Below are 17,798 nucleotides of genomic sequence, written 5' to 3'. Positions count from 1 at the left end.
GCATAATGAATGAGCCTATTTCTGTCAAACTAAACCAATTACTTGAAAATACAAAACTATTTTTAACTTTATATAATGTAAAAAAACAATGGCAGACAGTCTACCCTGCAGTATGTAAACTTTCTGAGCAATACAGAGAATTATATGAGCAATACCCTGTAGCTTTACAAGCTAGGTGTGCTGTATTTAACCCTAAATATAGTTCCTCTGTTAATTTGGTTATCAATCAATGTGTTTTAACCGCTGCTTTGTGTAAAAGCCAGCAATACAATAATCAACTTAGTGAATTATATATCTGTGCTGCACTTGTTGATCACTTATGTGTGGGTGAGCAACTAAACAAGCTTTCCAAACAATTAAAGTTTAGTGATAGTGATAAAAAAATATGGCAACTACGCCACCAGCTCACCGCTAAAATAATCTTAACTGGTGGTGATTCAGCAAAACCAATAACGCAAGTTCTTGCAAAACTAAGTAAGTACAAGCAAGCATTAGTCACTACACCAAAAATAATGCTTTATGATGGTGGCATTACGCTTGTTGCTATCGCTAATATAATTGCAATGAACATTACTTATAGCCCTTCTAAACAACATATTAGTCTTTTTAAAGCTCTTGGCGATTTATATATACGTACACCTAACCTATTTGCGCAACAGCTAATAAAATTTTTAATCGCACATATAGGCCCATTATTACCGGGTAGCCGAGTTATATATAATGATCAATTAATGGTGTATTTGGCCAGCGACAATCAGCAGCGTCATATACTAATAAACGTCGAGAATAAAAATAAAATAGCGTGGTATAGAGTCAAGACATTGCTAAACAGCAACGCTATCCAGTGGCAATCAAATGATTCACGTATCCAAATTAGTGTATGGGACAGTGAGCATATAACTTCCACTGCCAATATACTAAATAATGGGTCGCTAGCTTTGATAGAGTTAATTAGTCGTTTTAAGTTGCAGCATGAATACAGCTACAAAGCGTTAAGCCAAATTATGGCGCCTTATCCTAATGTAATAGAAAATCTATGTGAGGCTGTAAAACCTTATAACAATGAACATCAAGCGGCTAAAAATTTGAAACATAGTCTATCTATGGTTGGTTATTTTAATGCCCCTGCAATTATTCAGCGAGTTATATTTGAGCAACTGGTTAAGGTAACTCCTCACCCTTTACAACAATTTGTTTTAACGCGACTAGAGTGCATAGTAGAAATTATTGCTCTATTGGTTAGTAAAAATAAAATGATTCAATTTGAACATATCGCACTTCCTCTCTATGGCTATGCTTATTTTTTATTAACACAATGCAGTACACATATATCTAGAAAAATAATGATTGATGAAACACCTAACACCACATTGAATACGCCTATTAGTGCCTTTTTTGGTGTTAGTTCATTAGACACTGAGCAGCTAAAAGCACAACTTACATTACTATTAAGTGATAACCCTTGGGCAATCGCATTATTGGAAGCTGAACATCTTCCAAAAAAGCAGCTCAACGAACGCAGTAAACTATGGGTAGCAATAAAGGCGCTTACACAAACCGTATTTAAACCGCAGCTAAAGCTAAGCACTTGGCAACAGCAAATATTAGATCAGCAATTAACTACTCAAAAATGGGAAAACCATCACTTATTTAATGAACAGCTCCAAGAGCTTGCCTTATCTAATACTATTTAATACCAATCCGTAATAATACTTAATCAATTTGAGGGATTAAACCTGACGCTAACTGCGTTTAATCTACTTGCAATAAGCAAGCTAATGACGCGCAAATTCGCCTTTTTTCATTGAAAATCTCTGGCTAGAAAAATAATTTTAAATATCATTATGGTTCAATATGTTAGTAAATATCTTATATCTGTGTTCAGGTTATTTAGTCTTTTTATTTCCATTATAAATACAATTTATACCCAGTATTTGTAGTATAAACTGGCAAAATGGGCGATAAGTTGGTATAAATGCGCCCTTACAATTTTCAATCCCATTCACATAAATGACCTAACAAGCTGTTACTCTCTCAGAGTAATAATTTATGTGCAAATCAAAATCTTTAAAGGAAAAGTCAATGGCCAAACAAACCATCACAGTGATCAAAGGCGACGGCATCGGTCCGAGCATTATCGACTCAGCACTTGAAATATTAAAAGCCGCAGGTTGCGACTTTGATTATGAATTTGTTGATGCAGGCCTTGCTGCACTTGAAAAAACAGGTGAGTTACTTCCGCAAGAAACGGTTGATACCATTGCTAGAAACAAAATCACATTAAAAGGTCCTTTAACTACGCCTGTAGGTGAAGGTTTTACGTCTATTAACGTAACGCTTCGTAAGCAATTTGGTTTATACGCTAACGTACGCCCAGTTAAATCATTTGTTGGTACTAAAGCGCGTTACGACGATATTGATATCATTACTATTCGTGAAAACACCCAAGGTATGTACTCAGGTGCTGGCCAAGTAGTAAGTGAAGACGGAAATGAAGCACAAGCAAAATCGATAATTACGCGTGAAGGCGCAGAAAAAATCGTAACTTTTGCATACGAGCTAGCGGTACGCGAAGGCCGTAAAAAAGTAACTGCCGTTCATAAAGCTAACATTTTAAAATCAACATCTGGTTTGTTTTTAAAAGTAGCACGTGAAGTAGCTGAGCGCTACCCACAAATTGAATCAAATGAAATGATTGTTGATGCAACATGTATGAAACTGGTAATGACACCTGAAGAGTTTGACGTAATTGTTACGACTAACTTATTTGGTGATATTTTATCTGACCTTTGTGCTGGTTTAGTTGGCGGTTTAGGCATGGCACCAGGTGCTAATATTGGTGAAGATGCAGCAATTTTTGAAGCTGTACATGGTAGTGCGCCTGATATTGCAGGCAAAAATCTAGCTAACCCAACATCTGTAATTTTAGCATCTATTCAAATGCTTGAGCATTTAAATATGGGCGATACGGCAGAGCGTATTCGTAGTGCTGTTGCTGATGTAATTAAATCAGGCGACCGTACAACTCGCGATTTAGGTGGCAGCCACGGTACAACTGATTTCACTCAATCAGTAATTGACCGTTTATAATTAATATTTGTTATTAATTTAAAAAGCCCGCTAATTTAGCGGGCTTTTTTATGTTTGCTAACTACGTTTATACTAACCTAGTGTATTTATGCAAGTTAGTATTAAACCTAAATAAGCCCAAAAGTAGTAATCCTAATAAACCTGAAAGTGATCCGCCACTTGAACCCGAACTACTTTGTTGTTTTTGCACAGTAGCAGATAACTCTTTAGTAAAAGTATCATTGGTTTGAGTATCAGTAACATTCAACGTTACGTTATATGTCCCGTCAGTTTGATAAGTATGTATTGGGTTTTGTAAATTTGATAACGCACTGCCATCACCAAAATCCCAACTGTAAGTATAACTATTAAAGCCGCCGGTTACTTGGGCATTAAATTGTGCGCTTAAATCACTAACGGTAGCGTTTGCGTTTATGCTAAGCGGAACAGTTGCAGTTACATCAATCGCTTTAGTTTGCTCCGTGCCTTCGTTATCCGTCACTGTAAGCGTTACTTGGTAATCACCAGAGTATAAATAATTATAAGTAAGCGATTGCGTCGTTAAAGTACTTCCATCCCCTAGCTGCCAATTATAAGTATACGGTGCGGCCCCACCTGTAAGCGAAGCCTCAGCTGTTAAAGTTCCTTGGTTTATTTCATATTCAATTTCATTTACAGATAATGGTTCAGCTAGTGTAACTTGAACTACAGCTACTTGATCTGAAGTACCATTACTTGCCATAAACTCAACGTTGTAAGTGCCATAGTCTTGGTATTCATGAGTAGGGGTTAACTCTATGCTTGAGCTACCATCATCAAAATTCCACGTAAATGTATCCGAAGGCGTGAGTGCAAAACCTTCTACATTAAAATTAACGGTTAAACCTGTTTTGGTAAAATTAATACTCTTAGTGACATCGTAATTAAGCTCTACTTCTATGTCTTCACTATCAGCTGACTGATTTATAATATTAAACCCAAAACCAACCTGTGGAAGCATAACACCCGATGGTTTTTGCGCTGAAAAGCTATAATCGTTTTTATCAGTGAACTGGGTGATAGCTGATAAATCATCATCACCTAACCCTGCCCTTTGTTGGTATAGACTAAAAGCAGCATCACGTATTTGAATTGCTGAAGCAGCCGGAGTTTGCGTACTGCCTTTATTTATTGAGCGCTGATCGGCATCTACCACTAATGCAAAACCACTGCCTGGATGCTCGGTAGTGTTATTATCTGCTTGAGATTCATTGCTGTACCACAATAATAACCCCGGTGAGTACTGCTCTGCTTGTAAGCTACTGTCAACGTCTGTGTATGAACGCAATTGTAAATAGTAATGTGATGGTGATGCATATGTGTAATTACCAATTTTTTCAAAGCCATTAAACTCAGTGTTAACTTGATCTTGTGCATTATTTTGCCAAATTAAAGTATCACTTTGCTCAATGCGCATATCATCAACAACAAAACCATAATAATGTGTGTTCGCATCTGTTATGTATTCAATTTTTAAATCAATTGTTTGCCCAGCATAAGCTGATAAATCAAACTTATGGGTTAAATAGCCGTTAGGTTGCTTAGCATCACTATTAAGAAATGAATCACCTGAGATATACGGACCAATATCACCGTAGTATGGATTCAGCGCTTGCGTATAATTACTCGCAATTGGCTCACCATTTACTTTTACTTGAACTAAATCGTAATCGCGCTCAATACTGTAATAAGCAATAAAGCTTAAAGTAAGTGTCTCAGTTGTGCTTGGTAGCGCTATTGTATTCGCTAAGCTGTTGCTAATATTGTCGCCCGTATTTGAATAGTATTGAAAATCACCTTCTACTGGAGCCCTAAATTTTTCGAGCCTTGGTGGCAGTGTTATTTTTATTTGATTTTGCAGTTGTGAAGTACTCGCAGTATTAATTAATGTTTGCTGTGAGTTAGCCTCTATCTCATCCATATCAAGCGTAAGCTGGTTAACCCAGTTACCCCGGTATCGTTTTTGTAAATACTCAAGCGCATAAGGACTAAACATAACCGGCTCTGAGCCTCTTGGCGAACCAGCCCAACTTCCTGTCGACATAACTGACCAAGACGCGACGGGCTCACCTACCGTGTTAGATTGCAAGTCGTATTCATCCAATAATCCTAAGTCATGTCCAAACTCATGCACTACCACACCAATCCCTGCATCAATAGGGTTAATGGTATAACCAAAGAGCTTAATATTGCTGCCTGCAATCTCGCTCGGCCCGCTATTTTCATCAAACACATAGTAGCGGTGCGACCAAATAGCATCGGTGCTTAGGTAACCGCCACCCGCTTCCTCACCAATACTTGAATGAAAAATCATTACATGGTCAATGATGCCATTAGGTTCATTAACAATACCGTCGCCATCAATATCATCTAAATCGGTTAAATCATAATCCGCTAAATTAATATTAAACTTTGCAACCGCCTTCTCCACAGCCTCTTTAATTAAAGCGGGTGCATTTATATCCCGTGTACTGCCTTGGCGCTCACCATATATTTTTGCATTGCTATCAGCGGTTACCCAGCCATATACCTGTCCGTTAAAGTTTAAGCTGTTCCCCGAAGCCACTTTATAATAATCAGCAGCCGTTTTTAAGCTTTGTCCATCAGGGCCCGTATAACCTTGAGTATTAAAAAGCATTTGCTGATAGTGCTCAGTTGAATATTCAGCGTAAAACATGTCGGTGTCTTGCTCTACAAGCTGATTGTCGTCATGTTTTAGATCAGGAAAATCAATTAAGATAGCTAACACTTTTACATCATTAACACTTTGATCTGGCACTAGTGACGTTGAAAAAGCAACCTGCTGTTTATTTGTGTTTGAAAAAACCTTGGAGGAGGATTTAAATTGCCTAAAGCCATTTTTAATTGAGTGATTGGCAGCTTCTTTATTACTCATATATGACTTAAATGAACTATCTAACTCACTTGAAGATATTTGGTCTCTTTTTTTAAGCCAATATAAAATACGTTCTTCGTTAGTTATACCAACATCATGCGGACTTATATTATTAGCTGCCACTATTGGGCTTAATAGCGTAGTTAAAAGCGCAATTAACATCACTTTTTTCACTGTGTCTTCCTCAAACATAATTATGTAGTAATCATACCTAATAATAGGAATTTAAACAGGCGATAAAAACATATAGTTAACATATGCAATAAAAGTTAATGGTCTCTCACTATTTTTATATCTAAAATCGAACCCACAACCTAAAGTGCATAATTTCTGCTAGTAAACTCAGTTAAACACAGAGTTTCTGCAGATTTGAATTAAAAAAATCCAAAAAACGAATTTAAAATGCAAAAAATCGCTTTCAAGGTTGACATAAAGGCTCAAAACCCTTAAAAATAAACCTATACAGAATTTTTAATTTAAAAGCAGTGTTTTGCTAAGTAGAGTAAAAACTATGAACACACACATTAATCTTTTAGTCGTACTCGTACTGGTCTTAGTTATAAGCCCAGCGGGGATGTATTAAAAGGTGATACTGCTTTTTAAAAACCCTCGCACTACGCGGGGGTTTTTTTATGCATAAAAAGCGCACAGAGGAATGAGGATGAGCAAACAAGAATATAATGGTTCTGAACTAGTTGTTCAGGCATTAAAAGATTTAAAGGTTAAATACATATTTGGCTACCCCGGTGGTTCAGTATTAGATTTATACGATGCACTTTTTCAACAAGATGATATTGAACACATACTCGTGCGTCACGAGCAAGCTGCTACGCATATGGCCGACGGCTATGCACGAGCAACTGGTGACGTGGGTGTTGTGCTTGCAACCTCAGGCCCTGGTGCTACAAACTGTATTACAGGTATTGCAACGGCCTACATGGATTCAATTCCTATGGTTGTATTATCAGGCCAAGTACCTACAAATTTAATTGGTGACGATGCATTCCAAGAAACTGATATTGTTGGCTGTTCTCGTCCTATAGTTAAACACAGCTTTAATTGTAGAAGTGCGCAGGAGATCCCTGCAATACTCGCTAAAGCCTTTTATATAGCCAGTACAGGTCGTCCAGGCCCAGTTGTAGTTGAACTCCCTAAAGACATGCTAAACCCTGCGATTAAGTTTGAATACAAATTTCCTCAAACAACAGAACTTAGAACATACAGCCCTAATACTAAAGGTCACTCTAAGCAAATTCGAAAAGCGGTTACTGCCATTTTAGAAGCTAAAAAGCTCGTTATTTATTCGGGTGGCGGCATTGTTATTTCAAATACATCAGAGCAATTAACACACTTAGTTGAATCGTTAAATGCGCCAATTACAAACACACTAATGGGATTGGGTGGTATTTCAGGTGTGCACCCTAACTTTGTCGGTATGTTAGGCATGCACGGTACACTAGAAGCAAACAAAGCAATGGCTAACGCCGATGTTATTTTGGCATTAGGTGCCCGATTTGATGACAGGGTAACTAATAATGTTCAAAAGTTTTGCCCTAATGCCACGATTGTACATGTAGATGTAGACCCAACCTCTATTTCTAAAACAATCAAAGCGCATATTCCCGTTGTGGGTTGCTTAGCAACGGTGCTGGAACAACTACAAGCAGGTATCGATAAAAGCCCAATTAAAATCGATCGCAGCGCACAAGAAGATTGGTGGCGTCAAATTATCAGCTGGCGCGAACAAAAATGTTTAAGCTACAACACTGATGGCGACAAAATTAAGCCACAAGCCGTGATAGAAGCTGTTTATAAAGCCACTAATGGCGATGCTTACGTAAGTTCTGACGTTGGTCAGCACCAAATGTTTGCAGCGCAATACTACCCATTTAAACATCCTCGTCAGTGGATAAACTCAGGCGGCCTAGGCACTATGGGCTTTGGTTTACCTGCTGCAATGGGTGTAAAGCTAGCCTTTCCGGATAAAGAATCTGTATGTATTACAGGTGATGGCTCTATTCAGATGAATATCCAAGAACTATCTACCTGTTTACAGTACAACCTTGCGGTAAAAGTTGTATCACTTAATAACCGCTCTTTAGGTATGGTACGTCAATGGCAAGATATGGTTTACGGCGGACGCCATTCATCATCTTATATGGATTCCCTCCCTGATTTTGTTAAGTTAGTTGAAAGCTACGGACATGTAGGTATTCAAGTAAATACGCTTGATGAACTACAACCTGCAATTGACAGGGCGATGAGCATAAACGACCGCTTAGTCTTTTTAGATATTCTTGTCGACGAAAAAGAGCATGTATATCCAATGCAAATTAAATTAGGTGGCATTGATGAGATGTGGTTACGTAAAGGAGTAAAAGCATAATGCGTCGTATTTTATCTATATTATTAGAAAATGAACCCGGTGCTCTATCACGTATTGTTGGGCTTTTTTCACAACGTGCATACAATATTGATAGCCTGACTGTAGGTACAACTGATGATCAATCATTATCGCGTATCACTATTACCACCATGGGTGATGACCGTGTTGTTGAGCAAATAACAAAGCAAGTTAATAAACTTGTTGATGTATTAAAGATTATAGATTTAACCGAGATGAGTCACATCGAACGCGAGCTTTTATTAGTTAAAGTATTCGCGCAAGATGAATCAACCCGTGCTGCAGTAACCCGTGTGGTCGATGTTTTCCAAGGCGCTATTTTAGATATGGGACGTCAAAGTTACAGCCTACAACTTGTTAGTAGCACAGATAAGATAGAATCATTTTTAGATACGTTGCGACATGAAACTGACATTATTGAAGTTGTGCGCTCAGGTGCTGTAGGCATAGGAAGAGGCGATAAAGCCTTAAAAGCATAACTTACCTATAATTAAGCCATTGAAATTTGGCTTTTTAATAGATAAAAAAAAAGGGCTAATTAGCCCTTTTTTTATTTAATTTGTTAAACCTATTAAGGGTTTACTTGGTCTTTAAGACCTTTACCTGCTTTAAAGCTTGGGATAGTTGCTGCTGCGATTTGGATCTCAGCACCCGTTTGCGGGTTACGACCAGTACGTGCCGCACGTTCTTTTACTGAGAAAGTACCAAAACCAACTAACGCTACTGAATCACCTTCTTTTAAAGAAGAAGTTACAGCACCGGTAAACGCGTCAAGAGCACGAGTAGCGGCAGCTTTAGAGATTTCTGCATCAGTAGCAATTTTTTCAACTAATTGAGCTTTATTCATTGTTAGATTCCTATTCGTTATTATTTTGCCTTCGCAAATCCTATCTTTATGCATTTTTAAACAGTTAGCAACAGCAAATTGCATTTTTTGTTTAAAATCTTCAAAAACACATAAAATTTAAATAATTCTCGGTAAAATACAGCATGTTGAGTTAACAACAACTTAATTTAAGTACAATTTTGGTGCAACTTAGGCAACATAATAAACTATATTTTTTCGATAACTAAGGTCACTTCCCCAACCTCGACACCAAACTTAACAATAGATGTGCGGTTTATCAAGCGCGTTTGTGTAACCAAGTACATCCAATCGTCAAAATTAACGTTTAAAGTGCTGTCATCATATGCAAGTTCAACATTATAGTTCCAATGAAATACACTGCCATTACTTTTCCCTTTAGCTACACCAATAACATCATCAGCAGTGCCCGTTAGGCTGTTATCGTTATTAAGCGTTACTTTCCAAATACGTTTTTGTGTTTCACCATCATCGTAAACAAAATCTTCCTCAATAACACCCTGGTTACCATCCCACGTTGCATTCATATCAACAACTAGCTTGCGGGTCAATTCGCCCTTAAAGTCTTGTACAACGCCATAGGCTTTTAAATTTCCACTAAAAAATGTTTTAAAATCGAAATTTGGCGATGTGTTTTTATAATGTTCAACATTTGGCGCTGAACAGCTAATTAAAAGTAGAGCTGATAAGCAGATCAATGCTGTTTTTAACGTGTTTAATATATTCATATTAATTCCCTAATAATTGCTTTCGTAGTTTTGGCTCAGAAGTTTTTTCGTCAAGCCAAATTGCTAAAAAGTCACTTGAAAATTGAAGTTCATTTATTTCACCAATTTGTTCATCATTATGATAAAAAACACTCATTCCCTGCTCATTAGTGATCAGCGTTAGCGAATCGCCTTTTCTAATATCAGGCCAAATAGACAATAATTCACTGTCATATTTATCAGCTAGCTCTTTTTTTCCAATATGCTCCCACTGCTCATTTGTTGCTTTTACGATTTCTTTAGCTTCAAAGTCACGTAAATAGGTAAGTTTAAATTTAATAGGATGCGTTCCTGCGCTGTAATTACCTGAAGGGGTAAATAAAACCGCGTCATATACATCCCAAAATAAATACTCCATTCGTGCTTCGCCTACTTTATTAAACTGTGTGTCAGCTAAAACAATTGAAGTTGTAAGCAAATAAAAAGTAACTGCCTTTAGTATAAGTTTCAAAATAAGCTCCCTCGAGTCAATGAGTAATGTTACGAAATGGGAATTGTGGGCGATCAGCGGTTGATGAATAACTTAATTTTTTGGTTTATAAAAAGAATAGCAGTAAACACAGTAGACCAAAGCGCACCGTACACGAGCCAAAACTGCCATAAAGGTAAGCCTAAACTTATTACTTCAAAGCGCGCCCCAGCCCAATAACTTGCTGGCGCAAAAGCTATGCATACTAAAAAGGCCTGCCAAAGTTTTAACCTACCTAAAAAGATCATTGAGGTGTTTAAAGAAAGTAATAGTGCAACCCATAAAAAGGCGAGCCATAGAGGAAAGGGATAAACTTTAAATTCTAACAAGCCTAACTTTACCGCTATAAACTCTAACAACATTGCTAGAGGTAGGGCTTTAATTAGTAATAAGGTGTCTTGTTTTTTCTGCTTTGACAAACAAAACATTAAAACAATAATTAATCCGCTAAAAAATAGCGAATCAGCCTCAAGCAGCAATGATAAAAACCACACTGCTTGAAATAAAACAAAATTAATAGCCGAGCGCAATATCATCGTTATCGCTCATAAACCTCGGTTTACGTGCCATTAAATGCACTGTGCTTGTAGCTCTAGCTCTAAACGCACCTTCGCAATAAGCAAAGTAAAATAACCACAAGCGATAAAAGCGTTCATCAAATTTTGAACGGTCCAAATCTGGCCAGCTTTTTATAAAACGGGTTCGCCAATCAGCTAATGTTCGTGCGTAGTGAGCGCCAATATCATTAACAGTATGAATTACCATGTCGGTATTATTTTTAATCTGCTCACTCATTTCGTTAAGTGATGGCAAACATCCGCCCGGAAAAATATACTGTTGGATAAAGTCAGAATTTTTTAAGTAGTGTTTATAACGCTGATCGCCAATAGTTATAGCTTGTATGAGCATAGCACCATCATCTTTCAACAGTTCACCACATTGGGTGAAAAAGCTAGGTAAGTACTCATGGCCCACCGCTTCTATCATCTCAATAGAAACAAGCTTGTCGTACTTGCCTTTTAATAGTCTGTAATCGAGCTTGAGTAACGTTATTTTATTTTCAAGACCAAGCTCAATAATTTTATTTGCTACGTAATCGTGTTGTTCGTCAGATATGGTTGTTGTTGTAACATGGCAATCATAATGCGTGGCTGCATATATAGCAAAAGCCCCCCACCCTGTACCAATCTCAATAACTGAGTCATTTTTTTGAAGCTCAACTTGCTCACAAATGCGTTTAAGCTTGTATAGTTGAGCCTCTTCAAGTGTCGCTTCTTTTGTAGGATATACAGCACTTGAGTAAAGCATTTCTTTACTTAAAAATGATTCGTACAAATCATTACCTAAGTCGTAATGAGCAACAATATTCTTTTTAGATCCTGATTCAGAATTTTTATTTTTTATATGATTGAACCGGTGTGCGACATTGCTAAAAAATGCGAATTTTTTTTCAAACTCATCAAGTTGCTTTTCATTTATAGCAAATATTTCTATAAATGAGGTTAAGTTATCGCAAGACCAATGCCCAAGAATATACGCTTCGCCTGCGCCAACACTGCCTGACAGAGCAAATGCTTTATACATTGCTTTATCATTTACTGTAACAGTTGCTTTTAGTTCTGAAGATGAATCCCCAAAAATAGTTCTTTCGTTTCCTTCAATCAAAACTATTTGACCAGTTTTAATTGACGAAAAGGCTTTAGTTACTAATTTTTTATATATGTTAGTTAACCAACTCGTGCTTTGTTCACAATTTAAGCTCGACACTTTATCCATTAAAATACCTATTTATTGTTCTAACTATCTGTATATGTTTTATGGCCTACCTGAGTGACCTAAAAAAGGCACTCGCTTTATAAATAACTTTAGCGCTTGATGGTAAATACCTTTAAAGATCGACCACGTCATGGCCGGAAAACGTTTTAGTAACTTACTGACTTCTTGATTAGTAAGCTCTGCACGTTTCAAACGAAGTGTTGCATCAAATAATAATACTTCATCTCGTTTATTTTCAATATGTATCAATGTTTTATCAGGCGACTGTCGAATATGCCAATGATAGTTCATATCTAAATTCATAAAAGGTGATACGGAAAAAACCTTCTTAAAGTTCACTTTTTTTTCTAGGGAGACTAAATAGTAATGGCGTTCATTCCACGGTGTATTACTTACTTCAGCAATCATATACGTAAAGCTATTATCGCTATTACCAAAAAAGTAAAAATTAACAGGGCTAAAATAAACCCCTAAACAGCGTAGTTGCCCAAGCATATAAACATGAGTAAATGTTTCCTTTATACCTAATGAAGAAAGTTGCTTATGAGCACGTTCAATAATGGGAGATTGGTCAGAAGCTGATAAACTTTGTAGGTAATCTGCCTCGTTAAACTTTAAGGCTTTTAAGCCTGATGTACCTAAGTTTTTATGTACACCATTTAATTGCTGAGGATTGTTTAGATCGACCCACATCATATACAAAGGATAGCTAAAACGATGTTCTTTAACAGCAAAACGGCGATGTTTTACATCGCCTAAATAAACTGCACTAGTCAAATTCGACCCCAAGCTGTTTAGCCACATCTACACCACTGTGTACACCATCTTCATGGAAGCCATTGTACCAATAAGCACCACAAAAATAACTATTATTGTTCCCATCAATACTGTGTTTTAATTTTTGAGCAGCAATAGATTCTTGGTTAAATACAGGGTGATGATAGGTAAACTCGCGCAAAATTTTACTTTGGCTTATTCCTTCAAGATGATTAAGCGTTACACAAAACTGTGTATCCGATTGTATACCTTGCAAAATATTCATTTGGTAAGTAACAACAGCTGCTTTATCAGTGTTGTTATTAAGTAGGTAGTTCCAGCTTGCCCATGCCGCTTTTCTATCTGGTAAAAGGTTTGTATCGGTGTGCAGCACCACTGAGTTCTCAGTGTAAGCTATTGCACCCAATACTGACTTTTCTTGCTCCGTAGCATCACCAAGTAGTGCAAGCGCCTGATCTGAATGACAAGCAAATATTACTTTATCAAATTTACTTTGCTCACCATTGGCAAACTCTATTGTTACTTCATCATTTTGACGCGTAACAGATTTAATATTTGTATTGAGGTTAATTTTATCGGCAAAGCCTCTGATCAGCGGCTTAATGTACTGACGAGAGCCTCCTGGTACTACATACCACTGTGGTCTATTGGTTACATCTAAAAGCCCATGATTAAAGAAAAACTTAACAAAAAACTCAACGCCTACGTTTTCCATTTCTTTAATACTGGTAGACCAAATAGCCGCGCCCATAGGAAGAATATAATGGTATTTAAAAAAGTCATTAAACTGGTTATCGTTAAGCAATTGTCCTAATGATTGTTCAGATTGATAGTCACCTTTTTCATGCATTGCTTTGCACAGTTTGTTAAACCTAACAATGTCGTACAATAAACGCCAAAATTTTGGTCTGAAAATATTACGGCGTTGTGCAAACAAACTTGTAAACGTATGGCCATTATATTCAAAACCAGTGGCTTCGTTGTGAACACTAAAGCTCATTTCTGTTTTTTGTTTATTGACACCAATACGCTTTAGCAGCTTTTCAAAGTATGGGTAAGTTCGGTCATTAAACACAATAAAGCCTGTGTCTATTGCGTATTTGAGGCCGCTTACATCAACATCAACTGTTGCAGTGTGACCACCTATGTAATCATTCTTTTCAAAAATGGTTACATCATAATGTTTGTGAAGCAAATGCCCACATGTTAAACCAGATACACCAGTTCCTATTATTGCTATTTTTTTCAACGGGCTAATCCTTTTGCGATTCTAAGCCAAAGTGGGAGTGGTAAAATACGTAATGCTTTTAATATAAGTGTAAAACGATAAGGGAAATGAACGTCTTTGCGGCGTTTTTGAATACCCTTAATCATGTAGTCAGCGGCTTTTTCAGCAGTAACGGCCATAGGCATCGGGAAATCATTTTTACTAGTGAGCGGGGTTTTTACAAAACCTGGATGAACTAAAGTCACATCAACATCATTTAAATCAACAGCTAAGCTTTTTGCTAAATAACTTACACCCGCTTTTGATGCACCATAAGCTTCTGAACGAGGTAGCGCAAGATAAGTAACGCTTGAGCTAACTAAAACAAGCTGGCCGCCTGGATTTATTTTAGGGAGTAACGCCTCAAGGCAATACCCCATAGAAAGTAAATTGACGTTTATTACACGCGCAAATAATGCACTATCAAAATTTCGCGCATCATCTATATATTCACAGTTACCGGCGTTTAAGATAACTCGATCAAAATGAGGAAAGCCAATAGTAGACTCTTTTATATCTTGCAGGTTAGTTGCATCAAATTTACAAGCTTGAATATTGTCGTATTTAGCAAGCTCGGCGAGCTTTTCACTATTACGTCCGCAAGCTATAACAGTGTCTCCTAGCTGCGCATATTTAATTGCTAGCTGCTCGCCAATACCTGATGTAGCACCCGTTATAAGTGTGATCATAATTAACCTGTCCTTTTATCAATTAGCTTTATAACGCTACCAAGTAAAGGAATGTGTTTGTATAACAACTCGCCCACATTAAAGTAGTCTCTGTGCTTGATAATTTTACCATCTTTAAAAATAAGCTTGCTATGACCTTCTACCGAAATAGTTTTACCTGATGAAAGCTTTGGATGTGCATAATGCATAGTCCAATAAATAAAAGCATTGTTACCGCTATTAAACGAATCACTAATATCAAACTGGCAATGCTTAACATTGCTGTATAAATTAGCAAAGTACCTGCGCAATTCTACAATGCCGTTAATTTCATGCATCGGATCTATAAACTGTATGTTGTCACAGTAAATATCACTCAATAAATCAAGATTAGTGCTATCAAGCTGTTGGTATATTTCAACAAATTTATCTACTGGTAACTGGTTATCCATATCACACCTTAAATGCAGCAAGTGCACGTTCTCGTGCCGCTTTATGATCAACTATTGCTGGCCAGTAACATTCCTTATCTTTGCCTGTTGCGGCTAAATAAGTGTGTGGAAAATGAATGTGTTTATCTGGCACGTTTTCAAGCTCTGGCAAATACTTACGGATAAACTTGCCCGTTGGATCAAAGCGCTCGCTTTGTCTGATAGGGTTAAAAACTCTAAAGTAAGGCTGAGCATCACACCCAGTACTTGCAGCCCACTGCCAACCACCATTATTAGAGGCTAAATCGCCATCAATTAGGTGCTGCATAAAAAAGCGCTCACCTTCGCGCCAGTCTATTAATAAATGCTTAGTTAAAAAGCTCGCAACAACCATACGTAAACGATTGTGCATCCAACCAGTTTGCTTTAGTTGTAGCATTGCAGCATCCACTAACGGGTAACCTGTACGCCCTTCACACCATGCTGTAAATTCATTTCCGCTTTTACGCCACACTACAGCGTTATACTTTTCGTTAAAGTTATCACCGCGCGAAAGCTTCGGAAATTCAGCAATTAAATGCCTGTAAAATTCGCGCCAAACAAGCTCGTTAATCCACGTAAACGTTTTACTTTTTGACGTAGTTAAAATATCAGGATAACGCTGCTGAATATTAATAAGCAGTTGCTTTGTGCTTACAATACCTAGTGCTAAATACGGGCTTAAACCCGATGTGCCTTTTACACTAGGAATATCACGCTGGTCGTCGTAACTTGTAAGTTTGTCGCATATAAAATTATCAACTACGGTAGAGAGTGTTTCGTCGTCAACCGGCCACTTATCTGAGCACCCATCACTTTTTAGTAAATCACTCTCGTCAAATTCAATAGGGTCAGAAGTTAAAGGCCATTGTGGCAAACTAAAGTGTGTATCTTGATACTGCTTTAACCATGCACGTTTAAATGGAGTAAACACTTTATACATTTCATTACTTTGATTTTTAACTGAGCCTGCAGGCGCAATTAAATCACCTTCGTACAAAGTAAAAGTAATTGAACGCTCATCGCATTCATGCAAAATTGCTTTATCCCGGTTTACTTCATTAAGCTCATATTCTGTATTAGCAATTACGTGTTTTACATCGTTTGCTTTACAAAAGTTAATGAGCTCGCGCGTACAATCACAAAAGCTAGGCGCTTCTATAATATGTAAAGTAATACCGTAATCAGCAAGTTGGGATTGAAGATAAGTAACTCGACGCTTGAGTAAGTCAATCTGAATAGGCGCTGTTTGGTGTTGTTGCCACTGCTTTTCAGACACAAAAAAAATGGCGTGTTTAGCGCCATTGTTTAGCGCTTGAATTAACGCTTCGTTAGAAAAAAGGCGCAAATCGCGCCTAAACCAAAATAATGTATCCATTAAATACCAAATCGTAGTTTTAAATCGTGAGGGTATGGGTTAAAAAACACTTGTTTTTCGAGGTACTCATTCGGATGAACTTTCAAATGATGTTTTAACAAGGTAAGTGGTACATACAATGGCACCAATCCTTCGCGGTATTCATCTATCGCATCACGAAGTTCTTGTTTTTCAACCTTCGATAAATCTGTTTTAAAGTAACCTTGTAAGTGCATTAGCGTGTTGCAATTATTTCTGCGAGAAGCTGGCTTTTTAAGACCTGTCATCAAACCTAAAATATATTCATCAGCAACTGCATTTATATCGTCACCTACAAACGTTCCAAGCAGGTTACCCAAATCACGATAAGCTTGATAATTGTGAGCCATCAACAAATACTTATACTGAGAGTGAAATTGAGTAAGCTTGTGAACCGTAAGCGGCTCTTGTACTAACTTTTGCCAGTTTTTAAATACGTAAATTCTCATTACAAAGTTTTCACGTAAATGCATATCGTTTAAACGCCCGTTTTCTTCACATGGCAATAATGGGTTGTGCTTCATTATTTGCTCAGCAAAAAAACCAACGCCTTCTGAGGTATTACCCGTGCCTGCTTCATTGTATATTTTAATGCGTTCCATACCGCAACTTGGACTTTTCGCGCAAAATACAAATCCACTCAACTCTTTAGCTTGTTCTGTTGCAACTTTTTTACCATATTCGGTAAGTTGCTGACCTACTTCGCCAGTGCCATCTGGGCGACATACTTTAATAGTATCGCCCACTTTAACTTGGCGAATAGTTGGGCGAGGTATCGGTAAACCAACAGCTACTTCCGGACAAAACCGTGTGTATTCAACGTGTTTACCTAGCTCATCCATACAAAAATTTGATTTTTTATGACCCGTATCAAATCTAACTTTTTCGCCTGCTAAACAGGCGCTTATACCTATTTTTATTATATCTGTGTGCAT

16 protein-coding genes are annotated in these 17,798 nt (G+C 37.4%); 4 read left to right on the top strand and 12 right to left on the bottom strand.

Annotation, left to right across the window (positions count from 1 at the left end):
- The first annotated feature begins 5 nt into the window (after positions 1–5).
- Positions 6–1,694 (top strand): hypothetical protein, encoded by a 1,689-nt coding sequence (locus NRL14_RS02525; RefSeq protein WP_306723912.1) that lies wholly within the window; start codon positions 6–8, stop codon positions 1,692–1,694.
- Positions 1,695–2,082: 388 nt separating this feature from the next.
- Positions 2,083–3,090: an isocitrate dehydrogenase gene (locus tag NRL14_RS02520; RefSeq protein ID WP_007376316.1), complete on the top strand. Its 1,008-nt coding sequence runs from the start codon at positions 2,083–2,085 to the stop codon at positions 3,088–3,090.
- Between the two features lie 67 nt (positions 3,091–3,157).
- On the opposite strand, the gene NRL14_RS02515 is transcribed toward NRL14_RS02520, so the two are convergent.
- Positions 3,158–6,178, bottom strand: coding sequence for an immune inhibitor A domain-containing protein (locus NRL14_RS02515; protein ID WP_306723911.1), 3,021 nt, complete (start codon positions 6,176–6,178; stop codon positions 3,158–3,160).
- Between the two features lie 487 nt (positions 6,179–6,665).
- Here NRL14_RS02515 and NRL14_RS02510 point away from each other — a divergent pair, with 487 nt between their 5' ends.
- Positions 6,666–8,390, top strand: coding sequence for an acetolactate synthase 3 large subunit (locus NRL14_RS02510; protein ID WP_306723910.1), 1,725 nt, complete (start codon positions 6,666–6,668; stop codon positions 8,388–8,390).
- A complete protein-coding gene (gene ilvN, locus NRL14_RS02505) occupies positions 8,390–8,887 on the top strand; it encodes an acetolactate synthase small subunit (RefSeq protein ID WP_007376319.1) in 498 nt (165 codons plus the stop codon). Before NRL14_RS02510 ends, ilvN begins: the two co-directional genes overlap by 1 nt.
- 92 nt (positions 8,888–8,979) lie before the next feature.
- Here ilvN and NRL14_RS02500 read toward each other — a convergent pair whose 3' ends face one another.
- The 11 genes from NRL14_RS02500 to NRL14_RS02450 form a co-directional block, all read right to left on the bottom strand.
- Positions 8,980–9,255, bottom strand: a complete 276-nt coding sequence (locus NRL14_RS02500; RefSeq protein ID WP_002962474.1) for an HU family DNA-binding protein — start codon at positions 9,253–9,255, stop codon at positions 8,980–8,982.
- A 206-nt stretch (positions 9,256–9,461) separates the two neighbouring features.
- Positions 9,462–10,001, bottom strand: coding sequence for a DUF3833 domain-containing protein (locus tag NRL14_RS02495; RefSeq protein WP_007376320.1), 540 nt, complete (start codon positions 9,999–10,001; stop codon positions 9,462–9,464).
- A gap of 1 nt (position 10,002) precedes the next feature.
- A complete protein-coding gene (locus NRL14_RS02490; protein ID WP_007376321.1) occupies positions 10,003–10,491 on the bottom strand; it encodes a chalcone isomerase family protein in 489 nt (162 codons plus the stop codon).
- Positions 10,492–10,544: 53 nt separating this feature from the next.
- Entirely contained in the window at positions 10,545–11,045 is a 501-nt protein-coding gene (locus NRL14_RS02485) for a DUF2878 domain-containing protein (protein WP_306723909.1), read from the bottom strand.
- Positions 11,023–12,285: a cyclopropane-fatty-acyl-phospholipid synthase family protein gene (locus tag NRL14_RS02480; RefSeq protein WP_008137087.1), complete on the bottom strand. Its 1,263-nt coding sequence runs from the start codon at positions 12,283–12,285 to the stop codon at positions 11,023–11,025. The genes NRL14_RS02485 and NRL14_RS02480 overlap by 23 nt, the downstream gene beginning before the upstream one ends.
- A gap of 39 nt (positions 12,286–12,324) precedes the next feature.
- Positions 12,325–13,062: a DUF1365 domain-containing protein gene (locus tag NRL14_RS02475; protein WP_033030200.1), complete on the bottom strand. Its 738-nt coding sequence runs from the start codon at positions 13,060–13,062 to the stop codon at positions 12,325–12,327.
- Positions 13,055–14,311, bottom strand: coding sequence for an NAD(P)/FAD-dependent oxidoreductase (locus NRL14_RS02470; RefSeq protein WP_306723908.1), 1,257 nt, complete (start codon positions 14,309–14,311; stop codon positions 13,055–13,057). Before NRL14_RS02470 ends, NRL14_RS02475 begins: the two co-directional genes overlap by 8 nt.
- A complete protein-coding gene (locus NRL14_RS02465; protein WP_008137092.1) occupies positions 14,308–15,018 on the bottom strand; it encodes an SDR family NAD(P)-dependent oxidoreductase in 711 nt (236 codons plus the stop codon). Before NRL14_RS02465 ends, NRL14_RS02470 begins: the two co-directional genes overlap by 4 nt.
- A gap of 2 nt (positions 15,019–15,020) precedes the next feature.
- Complete coding sequence (locus NRL14_RS02460; protein WP_007376327.1) at positions 15,021–15,449, bottom strand: nuclear transport factor 2 family protein; 429 nt, start codon at positions 15,447–15,449, stop codon at positions 15,021–15,023.
- Position 15,450: 1 nt separating this feature from the next.
- Positions 15,451–16,845: a deoxyribodipyrimidine photo-lyase gene (gene phrB, locus NRL14_RS02455; protein WP_306723907.1), complete on the bottom strand. Its 1,395-nt coding sequence runs from the start codon at positions 16,843–16,845 to the stop codon at positions 15,451–15,453.
- Positions 16,845–17,798 carry a DUF523 and DUF1722 domain-containing protein gene (locus NRL14_RS02450; protein ID WP_007376329.1) on the bottom strand — a complete coding sequence of 318 codons (954 nt, stop codon included), beginning with the start codon at positions 17,796–17,798 and terminating at the stop codon, positions 16,845–16,847. The genes phrB and NRL14_RS02450 overlap by 1 nt, the downstream gene beginning before the upstream one ends.

Origin of the sequence: Pseudoalteromonas sp. 20-92, assembly GCF_030847595.1 — a bacterium.
GTDB lineage: Bacteria > Pseudomonadota > Gammaproteobacteria > Enterobacterales > Alteromonadaceae > Pseudoalteromonas > Pseudoalteromonas fuliginea.
Note: the sequence above shows the minus strand (reverse complement) of the source record. Positions and strands in the feature narration are given on the sequence as shown.